The sequence below is a fragment of the Bradyrhizobium liaoningense genome, assembly GCF_018130825.1.
GTDB classification, from domain to species: domain Bacteria; phylum Pseudomonadota; class Alphaproteobacteria; order Rhizobiales; family Xanthobacteraceae; genus Bradyrhizobium; species Bradyrhizobium liaoningense_B.
Map to the genome: position 1 here is coordinate 907,153 of NZ_JAFCJS010000001.1, position 15,950 is coordinate 923,102.

At 64.7% G+C, this 15,950-nt stretch carries 16 protein-coding genes; 5 read left to right on the forward strand and 11 right to left on the reverse strand.

Going from position 1 to position 15,950, the window contains the following annotated elements; all coding sequences use genetic code 11:
• Positions 1-21: 21 nt before the first annotated feature.
• Positions 22-444, forward strand: a complete 423-nt coding sequence (locus JQ603_RS04405) for a cupin domain-containing protein (protein WP_212336815.1) — start codon at positions 22-24, stop codon at positions 442-444.
• Between the two features lie 6 nt (positions 445-450).
• Here JQ603_RS04405 and JQ603_RS04410 read toward each other — a convergent pair whose 3' ends face one another.
• From JQ603_RS04410 to JQ603_RS37920, 3 genes are all read right to left on the reverse strand, one after another.
• Complete coding sequence (locus tag JQ603_RS04410; protein WP_212336817.1) at positions 451-3,594, reverse strand: efflux RND transporter permease subunit; 3,144 nt, start codon at positions 3,592-3,594, stop codon at positions 451-453.
• A 5-nt stretch (positions 3,595-3,599) separates the two neighbouring features.
• On the reverse strand, positions 3,600-4,805 hold the full coding sequence (locus tag JQ603_RS04415) for an efflux RND transporter periplasmic adaptor subunit (RefSeq protein ID WP_212336819.1): 1,206 nt from the start codon (positions 4,803-4,805) through the stop codon (positions 3,600-3,602).
• 175 nt (positions 4,806-4,980) lie between these two features.
• Positions 4,981-5,163: a hypothetical protein gene (locus JQ603_RS37920; RefSeq protein WP_245003370.1), complete on the reverse strand. Its 183-nt coding sequence runs from the start codon at positions 5,161-5,163 to the stop codon at positions 4,981-4,983.
• Here JQ603_RS37920 and JQ603_RS04420 point away from each other — a divergent pair.
• Positions 5,153-5,665 carry a TetR/AcrR family transcriptional regulator gene (locus JQ603_RS04420; RefSeq protein ID WP_245003371.1) on the forward strand — a complete coding sequence of 171 codons (513 nt, stop codon included), beginning with the start codon at positions 5,153-5,155 and terminating at the stop codon, positions 5,663-5,665. The genes JQ603_RS37920 and JQ603_RS04420 overlap by 11 nt on opposite strands.
• Here the strand turns inward: JQ603_RS04420 and JQ603_RS04425 are convergent.
• The 8 genes from JQ603_RS04425 to JQ603_RS04460 form a co-directional block, all read right to left on the reverse strand.
• Positions 5,653-6,411, reverse strand: a complete 759-nt coding sequence (locus JQ603_RS04425; RefSeq protein ID WP_212336823.1) for a sulfite exporter TauE/SafE family protein — start codon at positions 6,409-6,411, stop codon at positions 5,653-5,655. The two genes, JQ603_RS04420 and JQ603_RS04425, sit on opposite strands and share 13 nt — an antisense overlap.
• Positions 6,412-6,841: 430 nt before the next feature.
• Complete coding sequence (locus tag JQ603_RS04430) at positions 6,842-7,393, reverse strand: hypothetical protein (RefSeq protein ID WP_212336825.1); 552 nt, start codon at positions 7,391-7,393, stop codon at positions 6,842-6,844.
• A 21-nt stretch (positions 7,394-7,414) separates the two neighbouring features.
• A complete protein-coding gene (locus tag JQ603_RS04435) occupies positions 7,415-8,134 on the reverse strand; it encodes a haloacid dehalogenase type II (RefSeq protein WP_212336826.1) in 720 nt (239 codons plus the stop codon).
• Positions 8,135-8,274: 140 nt separating this feature from the next.
• A complete protein-coding gene (gene glpX / locus JQ603_RS04440) occupies positions 8,275-9,276 on the reverse strand; it encodes a class II fructose-bisphosphatase (RefSeq protein WP_212336828.1) in 1,002 nt (333 codons plus the stop codon).
• Between the two features lie 80 nt (positions 9,277-9,356).
• Positions 9,357-10,673 (reverse strand): homoserine dehydrogenase, encoded by a 1,317-nt coding sequence (locus JQ603_RS04445; RefSeq protein ID WP_212336830.1) that lies wholly within the window; start codon positions 10,671-10,673, stop codon positions 9,357-9,359.
• A 28-nt stretch (positions 10,674-10,701) separates the two neighbouring features.
• On the reverse strand, positions 10,702-11,922 hold the full coding sequence (locus tag JQ603_RS04450; RefSeq protein WP_212336832.1) for an LL-diaminopimelate aminotransferase: 1,221 nt from the start codon (positions 11,920-11,922) through the stop codon (positions 10,702-10,704).
• 214 nt (positions 11,923-12,136) lie between these two features.
• On the reverse strand, positions 12,137-12,412 hold the full coding sequence (locus JQ603_RS04455) for a hypothetical protein (protein ID WP_212336834.1): 276 nt from the start codon (positions 12,410-12,412) through the stop codon (positions 12,137-12,139).
• Between the two features lie 65 nt (positions 12,413-12,477).
• Entirely contained in the window at positions 12,478-12,690 is a 213-nt protein-coding gene (locus JQ603_RS04460; RefSeq protein ID WP_212336835.1) for a hypothetical protein, read from the reverse strand.
• Here JQ603_RS04460 and JQ603_RS04465 point away from each other — a divergent pair.
• From JQ603_RS04465 to JQ603_RS04475, 3 genes are all read left to right on the forward strand, one after another.
• Entirely contained in the window at positions 12,668-14,491 is a 1,824-nt protein-coding gene (locus JQ603_RS04465) for a PHA/PHB synthase family protein (protein WP_212336837.1), read from the forward strand. The two genes, JQ603_RS04460 and JQ603_RS04465, sit on opposite strands and share 23 nt — an antisense overlap.
• Positions 14,492-14,555: 64 nt before the next feature.
• A complete protein-coding gene (locus JQ603_RS04470; protein ID WP_212336839.1) occupies positions 14,556-14,954 on the forward strand; it encodes an MAPEG family protein in 399 nt (132 codons plus the stop codon).
• 20 nt (positions 14,955-14,974) lie between these two features.
• Positions 14,975-15,841 carry an ornithine carbamoyltransferase gene (locus JQ603_RS04475; RefSeq protein ID WP_212336840.1) on the forward strand — a complete coding sequence of 289 codons (867 nt, stop codon included), beginning with the start codon at positions 14,975-14,977 and terminating at the stop codon, positions 15,839-15,841.
• Positions 15,842-15,950: the final 109 nt, after the last annotated feature.

The following is a 15,950-nucleotide window of genomic DNA, read 5'->3' on the forward strand; positions in this document are numbered from 1 at the left end:
CACGGCAATGAAGGACATCTCATGTGCAGACTGTTGATCGCGACGGCGGCGTGCGCCGCATTGTTCCTGATGGCACAGGCCGCCGAGGCGCAGCCGACCGCGAAATCGGCCAAGGTGACCGTGGTGTTCGACCATGCCCTGCCGAACGCGCCCGGCAAGAGCATGAAGGGCGTGCTGGTCGAGTATGGCCCCGGCGGCTTCTCGCCGGCCCACATCCACGCGCGCTCCGCATTCATCTATGCGACGGTGCTGGAGGGAGCGATCCGAAGCCAGTTCAATGACGAGCCCGCAAAAGTCTATCAGAAGGGCGAGAACTTCTTCGAGAAGCCCGGCGATCGCCACGCCGTCAGCTCCAACGCCAGCGACACCGAGCCTGCGAAGCTGCTCGCCGTGTTCGTGGTGGACACGGCCGATACCGAGTTGACGACGCCGATCGTGAAGTAGAGCGGGCTATTCCGCGGGCTCCGCGACCGCGGCGGGGTTCGCGGCGGCGTCCGTCCGCTTGCCCGGAAACATCCGCCGGACCAGCACGAACAGCGCGGGCACGAAGAAGATGCCGAGCACGGTTGCCGCGATCATGCCGCCGGCAACGCCGATGCCGACCGCATTCTGGCTCGCCGAACCCGCCCCCGTGGCCACCGCCAGCGGCAACACACCGAGGATGAAGGCGAGCGAGGTCATCAGGATCGGGCGCAGACGCTGGCGCGCGGCGTGCAGCGTGGCCTCGACCAGGCTGCGGCCGGCCGCGATCTGCTCCAGCGCGAATTCGACGATCAGGATCGCGTTCTTGGAGGCGAGACCGATGGTGGTCAAAAGGCCGACCTGGAAATAGACGTCGTTGGCTTGGCCAAACAGCGTCGCGCCGAGCAGCGCGCCGAGAACGCCGATCGGCACCGTCAGCATCACCGCGAACGGCACCGACCAGCTCTCATAGAGCGCGGCGAGGCTGAGGAAGACGATCAGCAGCGAGATCGAATAGAGGTACAGCGTCTGGCTGCCGGTGAGGCGTTCCTGGAACGACAGGCCGGTCCATTCGTGGCCGTAACCCTTGGGGAGCTTCGCCATCTGCTCCTCCACCGCCTGCATCGCAACGCCCGAGCTGACGCCCTGCCCGGCCTGGCCCTGGAGTTCGACGGCGGCAACGCCGTTGTAGCGTTCGAGGCGCGGCGAGCCAAAACTCCAGCGGTCGGTCGCCAGTGCCGAGAACGGCACCATGGAGCCTGAGGCATTGCGGACATACCAGCGGCCGATGTCGCTGGTGTCCATGCGGAACGGCGCATCGCTCTGCACGTAGACCTGCTTGACGCGGCCGCGGTCGATGAAGTCGTTGACATAGGCGCCGCCCCAGGCCGCCGACAGCGTGGTGTTGAGGTCACTGAGGTTCACGCCAAGCGCGGTGGCCTTGGCCTGGTCGACGTCGAGATTGAACTGCGGCGTGTCGTCCTGGCCGTTCGGTCGCGCCTGCGCGACGCGCGGGTCCGCCGCGAGCTGGCCGAGCAGCTGATTGCGCGCCTGGATCAGCGCCTCGTGGCCGTTGCCGCCGGTGTCCTGGAGATAGAGATCGAAGCCGCCGGCATTGCCGAAGCCCGGGATCGAGGGCGGCAGCACCGCGAACACCATGGCGTCGCGGATCTTCATGAACGCGCCCATGGCGCGGCCGACCACGGCCTGCGCCGAGGTCCCCGGGTGCTTGCGCTCGTCGAACGGTTTCAGGCTGACGAAGGCGAGACCCACATTCTGCCCCTGGCCTGCGAAGCTGAAGCCGCTGACCGCGAACACGCCTTCCACCGCGTCCTTCTCGTTGTCGAGATATTGGTGCTCGACCTGCTTGATGACGTCGAGCGTGCGCGCCGAGGTCGCTCCGACCGGAAGCTGGATCAGGGTCATGATCGTGCCCTGGTCCTCCTCGGGCAGGAACGAGCTCGGCAACCGCTGGAACAGGACGACCATGGCGGCAACGATCGCGACGAAGGCGATGATCACGCCGGCCATCCGTCTGATCGCCGCGCCTGCGGTGCGCTGGTAGCCGTCGGCCATGCGGTCGAAGCCGCGGTTGAACAGGCCGAAGAAGCCGGCTTGCGCGCCGTGATGCTTCGGCGGCTTCAGGATGGTGGCACACAGGGCCGGCGTCAGCACCAGCGCCACCAGCACCGACAGCAGCATCGCCGTGACGATGGTCAGCGCGAACTGCCGGTAGATGATGCCGACCGAGCCGTTGAAGAACGCCATCGGGATGAACACCGCCGAGAGCACGACGCCGATGCCAACCAGCGCACCGGTGATCTCGCGCATGGACTTCTCGGTCGCCCCGCGCGGCGACAGATGCTCCTCGACCATCACGCGCTCGACGTTCTCGACCACGACGATGGCATCGTCGACCAGGAGGCCGATCGCCAGCACCATCGCGAACATCGTCAGCGTGTTGATGGAATAGCCCGCGAGCGAGAGCACGCCGAAGGTCCCGAGCAGCACCACCGGCACCGCGATGGTCGGAATGATGGTGGCGCGCCAGCTCTGCAGGAACACGAACATCACGACGAAAACGAGCGCGATCGCCTCGAACAGCGTGTGGATCACCTTCTCGATCGACAGCTTGACGAACGGCGTGGTGTCGTAGGGATAGACGACGCGGAGCCCCTCCGGCATGGTGGCACCGAGCTGGGCAACCCGCGCCTTCACCGCTTCCGAGGTTGCAACCGCATTGGCGCCGGTCGCAAGGCTGATGCCCATGCCGGCGGCGGGCTTGCCGTTGTAGCGCGCGGTGGAATCGTAGGATTTCGAGCCAAGCTCGACGCGCGCGACATCGCCGATGCGGACCGTCTGGCCCGATGACGCCGTGCGCAGGATGATGTCCTTGAACTGCTCGACCGTCCGCAGGCGGCTCTGCGAGGTGATGGTGGCATTGAGCTGCTGGCCGCCGACGGACGGCAGTCCGCCGAGCTGGCCGGCCGTGACCTGGGTGTTCTGGGTCTGGATCGCCGCGATCATGTCGCCCGGCATCAGATTGTATTTCGTCAGCTTGTCCGGATCGAGCCAGATGCGCATGGCGTATTCGGCACCGAACAGCGTGACCTGGCCGACGCCGGCGACGCGGCTGATGGGATCGTTGACCGACGAGGCCACATAATCGGCGATGTCGCTGGCGGCCAGCCTTCCGTCCTCGGAGACGAAGCCGAGCACCATCAGGAAGCTCGCCGACGATTTCACCACCTTGATGCCCTGCTGCTGCACGACCTGCGGCAGCAAGGGGGTTGCGAGCTGGAGCTTGTTCTGCACCTGCACCTGGGCGATGTCGGCATCGGCCTCGTTGGTGAAGGTCAGCGAGATCTGCACGACGCCGGTCGAGGTGCTCGACGACGACATGTACTGGAGATAGTCGAGGCCGGTCATGTTCTGTTCGATGACCTTGGTCACCGAGTTCTCGGCGGTCTCCGCATTGGCGCCGGGATAGGTCGCCGTGATCGTGACCACGGTCGGCGCGATCTGCGGATATTGCGCGATCGGCAGCCGCATGATCGCGAGCACGCCGCCCAGCATGATCAGGATGGCGATGACCCAGGCGAAGATCGGCCGCTTGATGAAGAAATGCGACATGACGATTACTGCTCGGTTGTGGCGGGCGCGGGCCGCGCATCGGCCTGCCGCGTCGAATTCACGGTGAGGCCGGTTGCCGGATCGACCGCGACCTCGACGGTCTTCACGGGCGCGCCGGGACGGGCCTTCTGCGTTCCGTCGACGACGAGGCGATCGCCCGGCCTGGCGCCCGATCGCACCAGCCAGTTGCCGTCGACGTCCTCGCCGAGATCCAGCGTGCGCTGCTCGATCTTGCCGTCCTTGTCGACGAACATCGCCACCGCCTGCCCCAGCGGATTGCGCGAGACCGCCCGCTGCGGCACCAGGATCGCGTTCGGATCGACGCCGGCGACAACGCGGGCGCGCACATACATGCCCGGCAGCAGCGCCCGCTCGGGATTGGCGAAGATCGCGCGCGAGGAGACCGAGCCGGTGCTCTCGTTGACGCTCGCATCGGTGAAGCCGTATTTGCCCTTGTGGCCATAGGTCTTGCCGCTCTCCATCAGCAGCTCGACCTGCACGCCCTCGGCCGGGCGCTTGAGCTTTCCGCTGGCGATCTGGTTGCGCAGCCGCTCCATCTCCGAGGTCGACTGGTCGAGGTCGACGTAGACAGGGTCGAGCTGCTGGATCGTCGTCATCGCTGTCGCCTGGCTGGCGGTGACCAGCGCGCCTGGTGTGATCGACGACTTGCCGATCCGGCCCGAGATCGACGCGGTGACCTTGGTGCGGTCGAGCGAGATCGTGGCGGTGTCGCGGTTGGCTTCGGCCGCCTTCAGGTCGGCCTCGCCCTGCTTGTAGGCGGCCACCGCGTCGTCGACGTCCTGCTGGCTCGCCGCGTTGGTCTGGAGCAGCTGGGTCTTGCGCGCCGCCTTCAGCTTGACGCTGACCAGCGTTGCCTCGGCACGTTGCACCGCGGCTTCCGAGCTCGCCAGCGCGGCCTTGTACTGCACCGGGTCGATCTCATAGAGCAGATCGCCCTCCTTCACCTCGGCGCCCTCCACGAAATCGCGCTTGAGCAGGATGCCGGTGACCTGCGGCCGCACTTCGGAGACCTGGTAGGCGACCACCCGCCCCGGCAGGACCGTCGAGATCTTCGCCTCCTGCGGCTTCAGGGTCAGAACGCCGACCTCCGGCACCATCTGGCTTGGTCCCGCTTGCTGGCTCTGCTCGCCGCAGGCTGCGAGCGACAGCAGAGCGAGTAACGGAACAGCGCGAACGATCGGGGGACGCATGATGACGATCCATCGGATGAGGTTTGGGATGAGGTTGCGGGCCTCCCGGAGAGGCCATTTACATTGACACATCTGGAAACTATGCAGTTTCCATCAGGAAACTTGGGAGTTTCCTTACCTGAAGTCAAGTGCTAGGCTGTCCTGATGCGTCCGCTCAAGCAGTCGTGAACCGACCTCAACTGAACGACAGGTTTTGCATGGCGAGGAAATCCGTCAGCCGCAGACAAGCCAGCGGCAGTCCGCCCCCCGAACGCGACGTCGCCCTTCCCGCGCCCGATGCGCGCCTTTTGCATTTGCTGGCCGCCGCGAAGGAGACGTTCACCAGCAAGGGCTTTGCCGCGACGACGATGGACGACATCGCCGGTGCCGCCGGGATGTCGAAGAAGACGCTCTACAAGCTATTCGCGAGCAAGACCGAGCTGTTCCGCGCCATGCTGCTGCGCAGCCTGCCCGAGGCGGATTATGCAGACACGCCTTCGGAAGGATCGCCAGTGACCCGGCTTCGAAACATGCTGCGGGAGGCGGCGGACGTGGCCCTGTCGCCGGGCGAGATCGCCCTGCAGCGCCTGATCATCGGCGAACGCCAGGCCTCGCCGGAGCTGGGGCGCATGTTCGCCGAAGTCATCATGGAGAGCGGCACGGAGCATATCGTCAGCCTGCTCAAGACGATTCGCCTGGAACCTCGCTTCGAGAGCGTGCCGCTGCGCCTCATCGCCGAGATGCTGTTCGGTATGGTGTTCGGCCACGATCATTTCAGGCTGCTGACCGATACCGAATTCCGGCTCAACCGCCGCGTACTGGATCGGCGGATCGACCTTGCGATTGCGACGTTCTGTGCGGCGGAGGATCAGGCGAGATAGCCGGAAGCGCCGTCCCACAAGAGCTTCAGCGCCGTGACCACCAGCAAGCCATAGCAGGCCCGGTAGATCTGCTGCTGGTCCAGCCTTCCATGCAGCCGCCAGCCGAGCCAGACGCCGGTGGGAATGGCGAGCAGGCACGCGGCCATGACGATCCAGACGTTTCCAGTCGGCCGCACCAGCAGCAGCCACGGCACCGCCTTGGTCGCATTGCCGACCGTAAAGAACAGGCTGGTCGTGCCCGCATAGATTTCCTTGCTGAGACCGAGCGGCAGCAAATACATCGCCAGCGGCGGTCCACCGGAATGCGCGACCATGGTCGTGACACCGGAGGCAAGACCGGCGGCGACCGCCTTCGGTGAAGAGCGCGGACGAATGACGACCTTCGGGTCGCTCACAAGCCACAGACCGACGAAGACCAGGGTGACGAGCGCCATCACGATCGCGACGGCGCGATGGTCCAGCACGCGAAACAGGAGATAGCCAAGCGCAATGCCGATCACGAGCCCGGGCAACAGCAGCACGAGGTCCGGCTTCGACCAGGTCGAGGGTTTCCAGTAGCGCAGCGCGAACAAGTCCATCGCGATGAACAATGGCGCCAGCAGGCCGCCGGCCGTGACCGGATCCATCACGAACGACAGCAGTGGAATGCCGACGATGGAGAAGCCGCCACCGAACGCGCCCTTCATGAAGCAGATCAGGAACACGCCTGCAAAGGCGATGAGGACAGTGGTGACCGTCAGTGCCATCTGAGTGTCTCCAAATCCGTCACGAGCAAGTCCGGCGCGTGCAAGTCCGTCAGACGCGTCCGGATAGCGCCGTCACTCCGCTTACGACCTCGGGGGCCGACCGTCCTTGTTTCGGAAAAACAGGCCAGGCAATACAGAGGGCAGTCCAAAGGTCAATCCGAGGAATGCCAGAAACAGATCGAGATAACTCAGTGGCAATGTCGTCACTCCGCTGGCACCGGGCGCGCCCGGTGCAATTTGCTCATTGCCCGGAATATGATCCGATATATAGCTCGGTACAATAAGAACATTGCTCTCGGTGCAATGTTAACCGGCGCTCTGGACCGCCCATCTGAGGCATGTCCCCACTCATGCCAGACCGCAGCCCTCGCCTCCGGGTGGAGGTGAGTGTTCGTCGCCCGTCGTCGTCCTGAGAGGATTGTCGCTCGGTTCAGTTCCGGCCGCCAAGGAAGCGCGCGATCGGCCGCAGCGCATCGATTTCGGGAACAGTCGCGCCAGCCTGGACGCCTGAGCACCAGGGATACGGCAACGCCGCTAGCCAGCGCATGATCGGCCCGGAGTCCTCGGGAGGAAGCACGCACATGGCCCCGATCTCGATCACCAGCTTCGTCACGCGGCCATCGCCGGAGCCGAAATGCCAGTCATAACGTCCGCAGCCAACGCGAACGGCGCCGTCCTGCCTCGCCGACATCCCGACCAACCAGTCGCAGCGAACGTGCGGCAAGTGATCCGAGCCGGGACGCGACAGGCAAAATGTGCGCACGTTCTCGTACTGCCCGCCGAAGCCAGTAACCAGCACCTGGGTCACCTGCTCAAGCCCATGTGCCGAGCTCGGAAACGAAATGGCGTCGGTCTTGACGATCATTTCGAGCTCGCAGTCATCAGCGAAAGCGCGAGTCATCAACTGCGGACGGTTGCCATCCTTCGCCAGAATGTAGGTGCTGATCGCGTCGGCGGCAGTGATGGCGGCGGGTCGGCTCATTCGGTTATGCCCTGGCCGCCTCTAGCACCCCAGCCTGTCGGCGATGCCGCCAAAGTCCTTCGCGACGATGTCCCAGTTGCCGGTCGCTTCGAAGTCCACCTTCTGCAGCGGTCCGTACTCCGTCGGCCGCGCCACGAAGGCGGTCTTGAGCCCGTTCTTCTGCGCGGCTGCGAGATCGCCGTTGTGGGCGGCGACCATCATCACTTCCTCCGGCTTGAGGCCAAGCAGGCGTGCGGCGCCCAGATAGGTCTCGGGATCGGGCTTGTAGTGCTCGAACAGCTCGGCCGACATGATGAGATCCCAGGGAAGCCCGGCGAACTTCGCCATGTTGGTGAGGAGCGCGACATTGCCGTTCGAGAGCGGCGAGATCACGAATTTCGTCTTCAGACGCGTCAGGCCGGCGACGCTGTCGGCCCAGGGATTGAGGCGGTGCCAGCCCTTGGTGAGATGATCGAGATCGGCGTCGGTGAGGCCCTTGATCTCGAATTTCTCGACGAGCTTTTCCAGCGAGCGGCGGTGCAGATCGTCGAGCATGACATAGCCGCGCTCGGGATGCTTGCGCACGTCGTCCATGGACGCGACATACATGCCGCGCCAGCCGTCGACCAACGCGGTCCAGTCGGCATTGATTCCGCGGCCCTTCGCCCACCACATGAAGTCGGTGATCAGGCTGGTGCGCCAGTCCACGACCGTCCCGAAGACGTCGAACACGAGGGCTTTGACGGCGGAAAGGTCGGACATGTGCGCTTCCTCTGATTGTTCTTGTTGTCATTCCGGGACGCGCGGAGCGCGAACCCGGAATCCAGAAGTTGTGGCACGAGATTCCGGGTTCTCCGGGCCGCGCTTTGCGCGGCCCCGTCGCTCCGGAATGACCGAGCAGCTTAATCCAGGTGGAACTTCGCGAGCTCGCGGTGCTCGGCCTTGATGTAGCGCACGGTGCCGGTGACGGAGCGCATCACCACCGTCTCGGTCTCGATCACGCCGTCCTTGCGGAACTTGACGCCCGAGAGCAGCGAGCCCGTGGTGACGCCGGTGGCAGCGAACAGGCAGTCGCCGCGCGCCATGTCCTCGATGCCGTAGATCATCTTGGGATCGTTGACGCCCATCTTGGCGGCGCGCTCGCGCTTCTCCTCGGAATCGAGGATCAGGCGGCACTGCATCTGGCCGCCGATGCAGCGCAGCGCCACAGCGGCAAGCACGCCTTCCGGCGCACCGCCGGTGCCGAGATACATGTCGACGCCGGTGTTGTCGGGGTCGGCGCAGTGGATCACGCCTGCGACGTCGCCGTCGGTGATGAGGCGCACGGCCGCGCCGGTCGAGCGCACGCTCTCGATGATGCTGGCATGGCGCGGCCGGTCGAGCACGAGAACGGTGATGCCTTCAGGCTTGACGCCCTTGGCCTTGGCGAGGCGGCGGACGTTGTCAGCGGGCGAGGCATCAATTTCGACAACGCCCTTGTCGTAGCCGGGGCCGATCGCGAGCTTCTCCATGTAGACGTCGGGCGCGTGCAGCAGCGTGCCGCCATCGGCCATCGCCATGGTGGCGATCGAGCCCGGCATGTTCTTGGCGCACAGCGTGGTGCCTTCGAGCGGATCGACGGCGATATCGACCTGAGGGCCGGCCTTGAGGCCGACCTGCTCGCCGATATAGAGCATCGGCGCCTCGTCGCGCTCGCCCTCGCCGATCACGATGGTGCCCTGGATCGGCAGCTTGTTCAGCTCGCGCCGCATGGCGTCGACGGCGGCCTGGTCGGCCGCTTTCTCGTTACCGTGCCCGCGCAGCCGCGCCGACGACACCGCCGCCCGCTCCGTCACCCGTACGATCTCCAGCGTGAGAATGCGCTCGAGCAACGCATGCGGAGGGACTTCAATATGGGTCGACATCGGCTAGCTCCTTCGAAACAGTTCTGGACGGAATCTCCGTCCGCTTTAACTCGCAACGCCCACGGTTCGTTCGAACCGCCTCAGTTCTTCTCGATCCGGATCACCTGCGGCCGTCCGCTGATCACCTTGTCCTTCTGCACGGCGGCGAGCGCGCGGCGCACGGCGTCTTCGTGCGTGGCATAGGTGATCAGGATGACGGGCACAGGCACCGCCTTGCCGTCGGCAGGCGCAGCGCCGCCATTGGGATGACGCTGCACGATCGACTCGATCGAAATCTTCTGTTCTGCAAGCCGGGTCGCGATCGCAGCCGCAGTGCCCGGGAAATCGCGCGCCAGCAGGCGGATGTAGTAGCCGCCTTCATGCCGCTCCATCGGCGCCTTCTTGGTGTCGCGCAAGTGCGCGATCGGCCGGCCGAACGGATTGGCGCGGATGCCGCGCGCGACATCAGCGATGTCGGCGACGACGGCCGATGCGGTCGCGGCGCCGCCTGCGCCCGGGCCGACCAGCGTGATCGGCGGAATGCCCTCGCCATCGATCGTGACCGCATTGGTGACACCCATCACCTGCGCGATCGAGGAGGATTTGGGAACCATGGTCGGATGCACGCGCTGCTCGATGCCCTTGGCGGTGCGAACGGCAACGCCGAGCAGCTTGAGCCGGTAACCGAGATCGTCGGCGGCGCGCAGGTCTTCCGGCGCGATGGATGAGATACCTTCGACATACACCGCACTTTGAGCAACTTTCGTGCCGAAAGCGAGGCTGGCGAGGATCGAGAGTTTTTGCGCGGTGTCGTGGCCGTCGACGTCGAAGGACGGGTTGGCCTCGGCATAGCCGAGCCGCTGTGCATCCTTCAGGCACTCGGCAAAGGAGAGGCCCTCCTGCTCCATCCGGGTCAGGATGTAATTGCAGGTGCCGTTGAGGATGCCATAGACGCGGTTGATGCCGGTTCCGGCAAGACCCTCGCGTAACGTTTTGATGACGGGAATCGCAGCGCCAACGGCTGCCTCGAAATTCAGCGCGCCGCCGTGCTTTTCGGCGGCCTTCGCCAGCTTGATGCCGTGCTTGGCGAGCAGCGCCTTGTTGGCGGTGACGACGGACTTGCCGGAATTGAGCGCAGCCTCGACCGCGGAGAGCGCGGGATCGCCCGCGCCGCCCATCAGCTCGACGAAGCAGTCGACCTCGGGATGAGTGGCCAGGGCAAGCGGATCCTTTGCCCATTCGACGCCGCGCAGGTCGATGCTGCGCTTCTTCGCTTTTGAACGCGCAGTCACAGCAACGACACGAATGCCGCGGCCGCTGCGCCCCGTGAGCACGCGCGCTTGCGTTTCAATCAAACGGACGACTTCGGCACCCACGGTGCCGAGCCCCGCTATGCCCACTTTCAGGGGTGCGACCATGATGCTTCAGAAAACCTGTCGAAGAGAATTAGCGCCGGTTGGCGAGCGGAACGACGTTGTGCAACGTTTCGATGCCGCTTTCAAGGAAGCGGCGCACGCCGCGCGCGGCCTGCCTGATCCGTTGCTCGTTTTCCACCATGGCGATGCGGACATATCCTTCACCATGCTCGCCGAAGCCGACGCCGGGCGACACCGCGACGCCGGATTTCTCCACCATCAGGGTCGCGAACTGCATGCTGCCGACGCTGCGGAAGGCTTCCGGCAGCGGCACCCAGGCGAACATCGAGGCCTCCGGCGGCGGAATCTCCCAGCCGGCGCGGCCGAACGATTCCACCAGCGCGTCGCGACGCTTGCGATAGGTGTCGCGCATCTCCTTGATGCAATCGTCCGGGCCATTCAATGCAGCTGTCGCGGCGACCTGCACCGGCGTGAAGGCGCCGTAGTCGAGATAGGATTTGACGCGTGCGAGCGCGGCGATCACGCGCTCATTGCCGACCGCAAAACCCATCCGCCAGCCGGCCATCGAGTAGGTCTTCGACATCGAGGTGAACTCGACCGTGACGTCCATCGCGCCCGGCACCTGGAGCACCGAGGGCGGCGGATTGCCTTCGTCGAAATAGACCTCGGCATAAGCGAGGTCGGACAGGATCAGGATCTCGTGCTTCTTCGCGAAGGCGACGAGGTCCTTGTAGAAGTCGAGGCTCGCGACATAGGCGGTCGGGTTCGACGGGTAGCAGACCACCAGCGCCAGCGGCTTCGGAATCGAATGCACGATCGCCCGCTCCACCGCCTCGAAGAATTGCGGCGTCGGCTCCGAGGGCACCGAGCGGATCACGCCGCCCGCCATCAAGAAGCCGAAGGCGTGAATCGGGTAGCTCGGGTTCGGACAGAGGATGACGTCGCCGGGCGCGGTGATCGCCTGCGCCACGTTGGCAAAGCCCTCCTTGGAGCCGAGCGTCGCCACCACCTGGGTATCAGGGTTGAGCTTCACTCCGAAGCGGCGGGCGTAATAGGCGGCCTGGGCCCGGCGCAGGCCGGGGATGCCGCGGGAGGCCGAGTAGCGGTCGGTGCGCGGCTTGCCGAGCGTCTCCTTGAGCTTCTCCAGCACATGCGGCGGCGCCGGCAGGTCCGGATTGCCCATGCCGAGGTCGATGATGTCGGCGCCTGCATTCCGCGCGGCCGCCTTGGCCCGATTGACCTGCTCGAACACGTAAGGCGGAAGGCGGCGGATGCGGTAAAATTCTTCCATGGCTCTCTGGGCTCCGGGCAACCGGTCAGGACAGAATCGACTGGCCGCGAGCGCCGATCGCAAAAGCGCCCGGCCCGGCCGCGAAATGGCTCAAAATCAGATACTTAGAGCAATTTTCGACGGCGGAGGCTGAAGTCGTTCGCCCTGACTCTCGGCTGAACTCAGGTCTTTTAGCACGGCAAGACGGGGGCGCCAGCGATTACCTTGCACCGCTTCATTTGGCGTCTTTTGCGGCAACGGCCTGGCGATCGCGCGCGGCGGCAAGCTCGGCCTCGATCTTGGCGCGCTGATCCGGCGGGATGACTGCCTGATCGCGATCCGGCGGCAGGTCGTGCACCGGCAAATAGGTGCCGGGCTCCTTTGGATGTGCCTGCGTATCCGCAGGCGTGAGATCGGCAAGCTGACTAGAGCAGCCGCCCAGGGCGAGCGCCACCATCAGCAGCGCGCCGCAGATCGGCCGCGTCTTTTGCAGGTCCCTTAACGCCAACACTTGGGAATCCCCTACTCGTCCCAAAGCACGGCCCCGGGCAAGCCTACCCGACACCGCGCCCAAGCTCAAACCATTGCTGCCCGAAATGGTGCGAGCGAGAATACAGCCCCGGTCACTACCAAACCGGCCGGTGCGGCTTGATTATGACGGAACCAAGGAAACTTGTCGCAGTGCAGCACATCTTGCAGCGTGTTTAACGCCAAACCTGCGAGCTTCGCGGTGACGAATACGGAATGAATCGTTACTGTTCTGCCCATGAGTACCGCCACGACCGACAAGCCCGGCTCCGGGACAGCCAAGTCCGAGACGAAGTTCGATGCGGAAGCCTTCGCGATGAATGTCGCGCAGGCGATGGAAAGCGGCGGCAAGGCGCTCGCCGCCTACCTCAAGCCGCGCGAGAGCGGCGAGGTGCAGGACCGCCCGCCGCCGGAGCTCACCGAGATGGTCAAGACCTTCACCGCGGTCGCCGAATACTGGCTGTCGGACTCGTCGCGCTCGTCCGATTTGCAGACCAAGCTCGCCAAGGACTATCTCGACCTCTGGGGCTCGGCGGCGCGCCGCATGGCCGGCCAGGACGCCGAGCCGGCGATCGCACCCTCGCCGCGCGACAAGCGCTTCGCCGACCCGGAATGGAAGTCGAACCAGTTCTTCGATTTCATGATGCAGCTCTATCTGCTCACGACCAGATGGGCGCAGGAGCTGGTGCGCGATGCCGACGGCCTCGACGCGCACACCCGCCGCAAGGCGGAGTTCTACGTCCAGCAGGTCACCAACGCGATCTCGCCGTCGAACTTCGTGCTGACCAATCCGGAAGTGCTGCGCGAGACGATGGCAAGCAGCGGCGGCAACCTGGCGCGCGGCCTGAAGATGCTGGCCGAGGACATCGCGGCCGGCAAGGGCATGCTGAAGATCCGGCAGTCCAACCCGGACAACCTCGTCGTCGGCGTCAACATGGCGACGACGCCGGGCAAGGTGATCTACCAGAACGAGATGATGCAGCTGATCCAGTATTCGCCGAACACGGAGAAGGTGCTGCGCACCCCGCTCCTGATCGTGCCGCCCTGGATCAACAAGTTCTACATCCTCGATCTCAAGCCGGATAAATCCTACATCAAGTGGTGCGTCGACCAGGGCATCACCGTGTTCGTGATCTCATGGGTCAATCCCGACAAGCGGCTCGGCAACAAGAGCTGGGAAGACTACATGAAGGAAGGCCCGCTCACGGCGATGGACGTGATCGAGAAGGTCACCGGCGAGATGAAGGTCCACACCGCCGGTTATTGCGTCGGCGGCACCATGCTCGCGACCACGCTGGCCTGGCTGGCCGAGAAGCGCCGCCAGCGCGTTGCTTCCGCGACGTTCTTCGCGGCGCAGGTCGACTTCACCCATGCCGGCGATCTGCTGGTCTTCGTCGACGAGGAGCAGATCGCCGCGCTCGAACATGACATGAAGGCGGCCGGCGTGCTCGAAGGCTCGAAGATGGCGATGGCCTTCAACATGCTGCGGTCCAACGATCTGATCTGGTCCTATGTCGTCAGCAATTATCTGAAGGGCCAGCAGCCGAGCGCGTTCGACCTGCTGCACTGGAATTCCGATGCGACGCGGATGACGCAGGCGAACCATTCCTATTACCTGCGCAACTGCTATCTGGAGAACCGGCTCTCGACCGGCACGATGGTGCTCGACAACACCCTGCTCGACCTCTCCAAGGTCAAGGTGCCCGTCTACAACCTCGCCACCCGCGAGGACCACATCGCGCCGGCGGAATCGGTGCTGTACGGCTCGCAGTTCTTCGGCGGCCCGGTGAAGTATGTGCTGTCCGGCTCGGGCCATATCGCGGGCGTGGTCAATCCGCCTGCCTCGAACAAGTACCAGTACTGGACCAACGACAACATCAAGGACGTCAGCGTCGCGGACTGGATGAAGGGTGCGGTCGAGCACAAGGGCTCATGGTGGCCGGACTGGCGCGAATGGCTGGGCAGCCTCGATCCCGAGGAAGTCCCGGCGCGCAGCGTCGGCAGCGGGGCGCTGCCTCCGATCGAGGATGCGCCCGGCAGCTATGTCAGGGTTCGCGCGTAGCGGACTCTGCCGCGCTCTTGTATAGACTCGCTCTCACCACGGCGACGACAGAGGGGACCGGACTATGACGCGCGAATTGTTCTGGCTGACACTGACGGTGATCCTGACCGGGATCCTCTGGATTCCCTACATCATCAACCGCGCTCAGGTCCGCGGCCTCTCCGGCGCCATGGCCAACCCGTCGCGCAACGACAAGCCCCATGCCGAATGGGCGAACCGGCTGATGTTCGCGCATGACAACGCGGTCGAGAACCTCGTCATCTTCGCGCCGCTGGTGCTGATCCTGAACGCGATCGACTATTCCACGGCATGGACCGTGCTCGCCTGTGCCGTCTATTTCTGGGCCCGCGTCGCCCATCTGATCGTCTACGCGCTCGGCCTGCCGGTGTTCCGCACCCTCGCCTTCACCGTCGGCTTCCTCGCACAGGCCGTGCTGGCGCTGGCGATCTTCAGGGTGGTCTAGGCGCGCCCGGATGCGGGCTCATGCCTAACGACTCCAGCCGGGATTTTCTCCAGTTTCAGGATCTCGATGCGGGCACGATCGTGTCCATCGTTGATCGCGCGCAAGCCATGGCGACGGCATGGAACGGCCACGCCATGCCGCAAAGCCTCGCCGGAAAACGCGTGGCTGTCATCGCCGACGACAGCGGGTGGCGGAATACGACCGCATTCGATCTCGGGGTGAGGGCCATGGGAGGCATCTCGGTGCAGCCTCCCATCAAGTTCAATGTCCATGAAACGACGGCTGATCTCGCCAGATATCTCGACAACTGGTTCGACATCCTGGTCGTGCGCACCCGGGAATTGTCGACGTTGCACGAGCTGGCTTCGAACGCGACCGCGCCGGTCGTCAACGCGAGAACGCGGTCAAATCACCCTTGCGAGACGCTCGGTGACCTCGCCTATGTCAGAAGCAGGCGTGGATCGCTCGAAGGCCTGAAGGTGGCAGGCGTAGCACCCGATGCCAACATCCTCCGCTCCTGGGTTGAAGCGTCCATCGCTCTGCCGATCAAGCTCACCCAGGCCTATCCGGCGGATTGGCACGTCAGGGACATCGCAAGTCCGAACTTCACCGCAAGCACGGATCTGGACGCAATGTACGATGCGGATGTGATCATCACGGACTGCTGGCCTGTCGGGGCGCATCACGATCAACTCGCAAGATACCGGATATCTGCCGCGCTCCTCGACAAGTGCCGCCCGGATGCGATCTTCCTCCCCTGCCCGCCGGTGACCCGGGGCCAGGAAGTCACGACCGATGCGATGAGCCACGCCACTTGCCAGAGCACAGTGGCGAAGGCGTACCTTCTGCACGCGCAGAACGCCCTGCTGGAATGGATCGCCGCATAGTCAGGGCCGGACGATCTTCAAAGTGCCTTGAGCATCCGAAAAGGATACTGCAGGCCGCTGCAATCGGCGATACTGTCGCCCGGGCTGAGGCAAGCGAAGCGAGGAAACC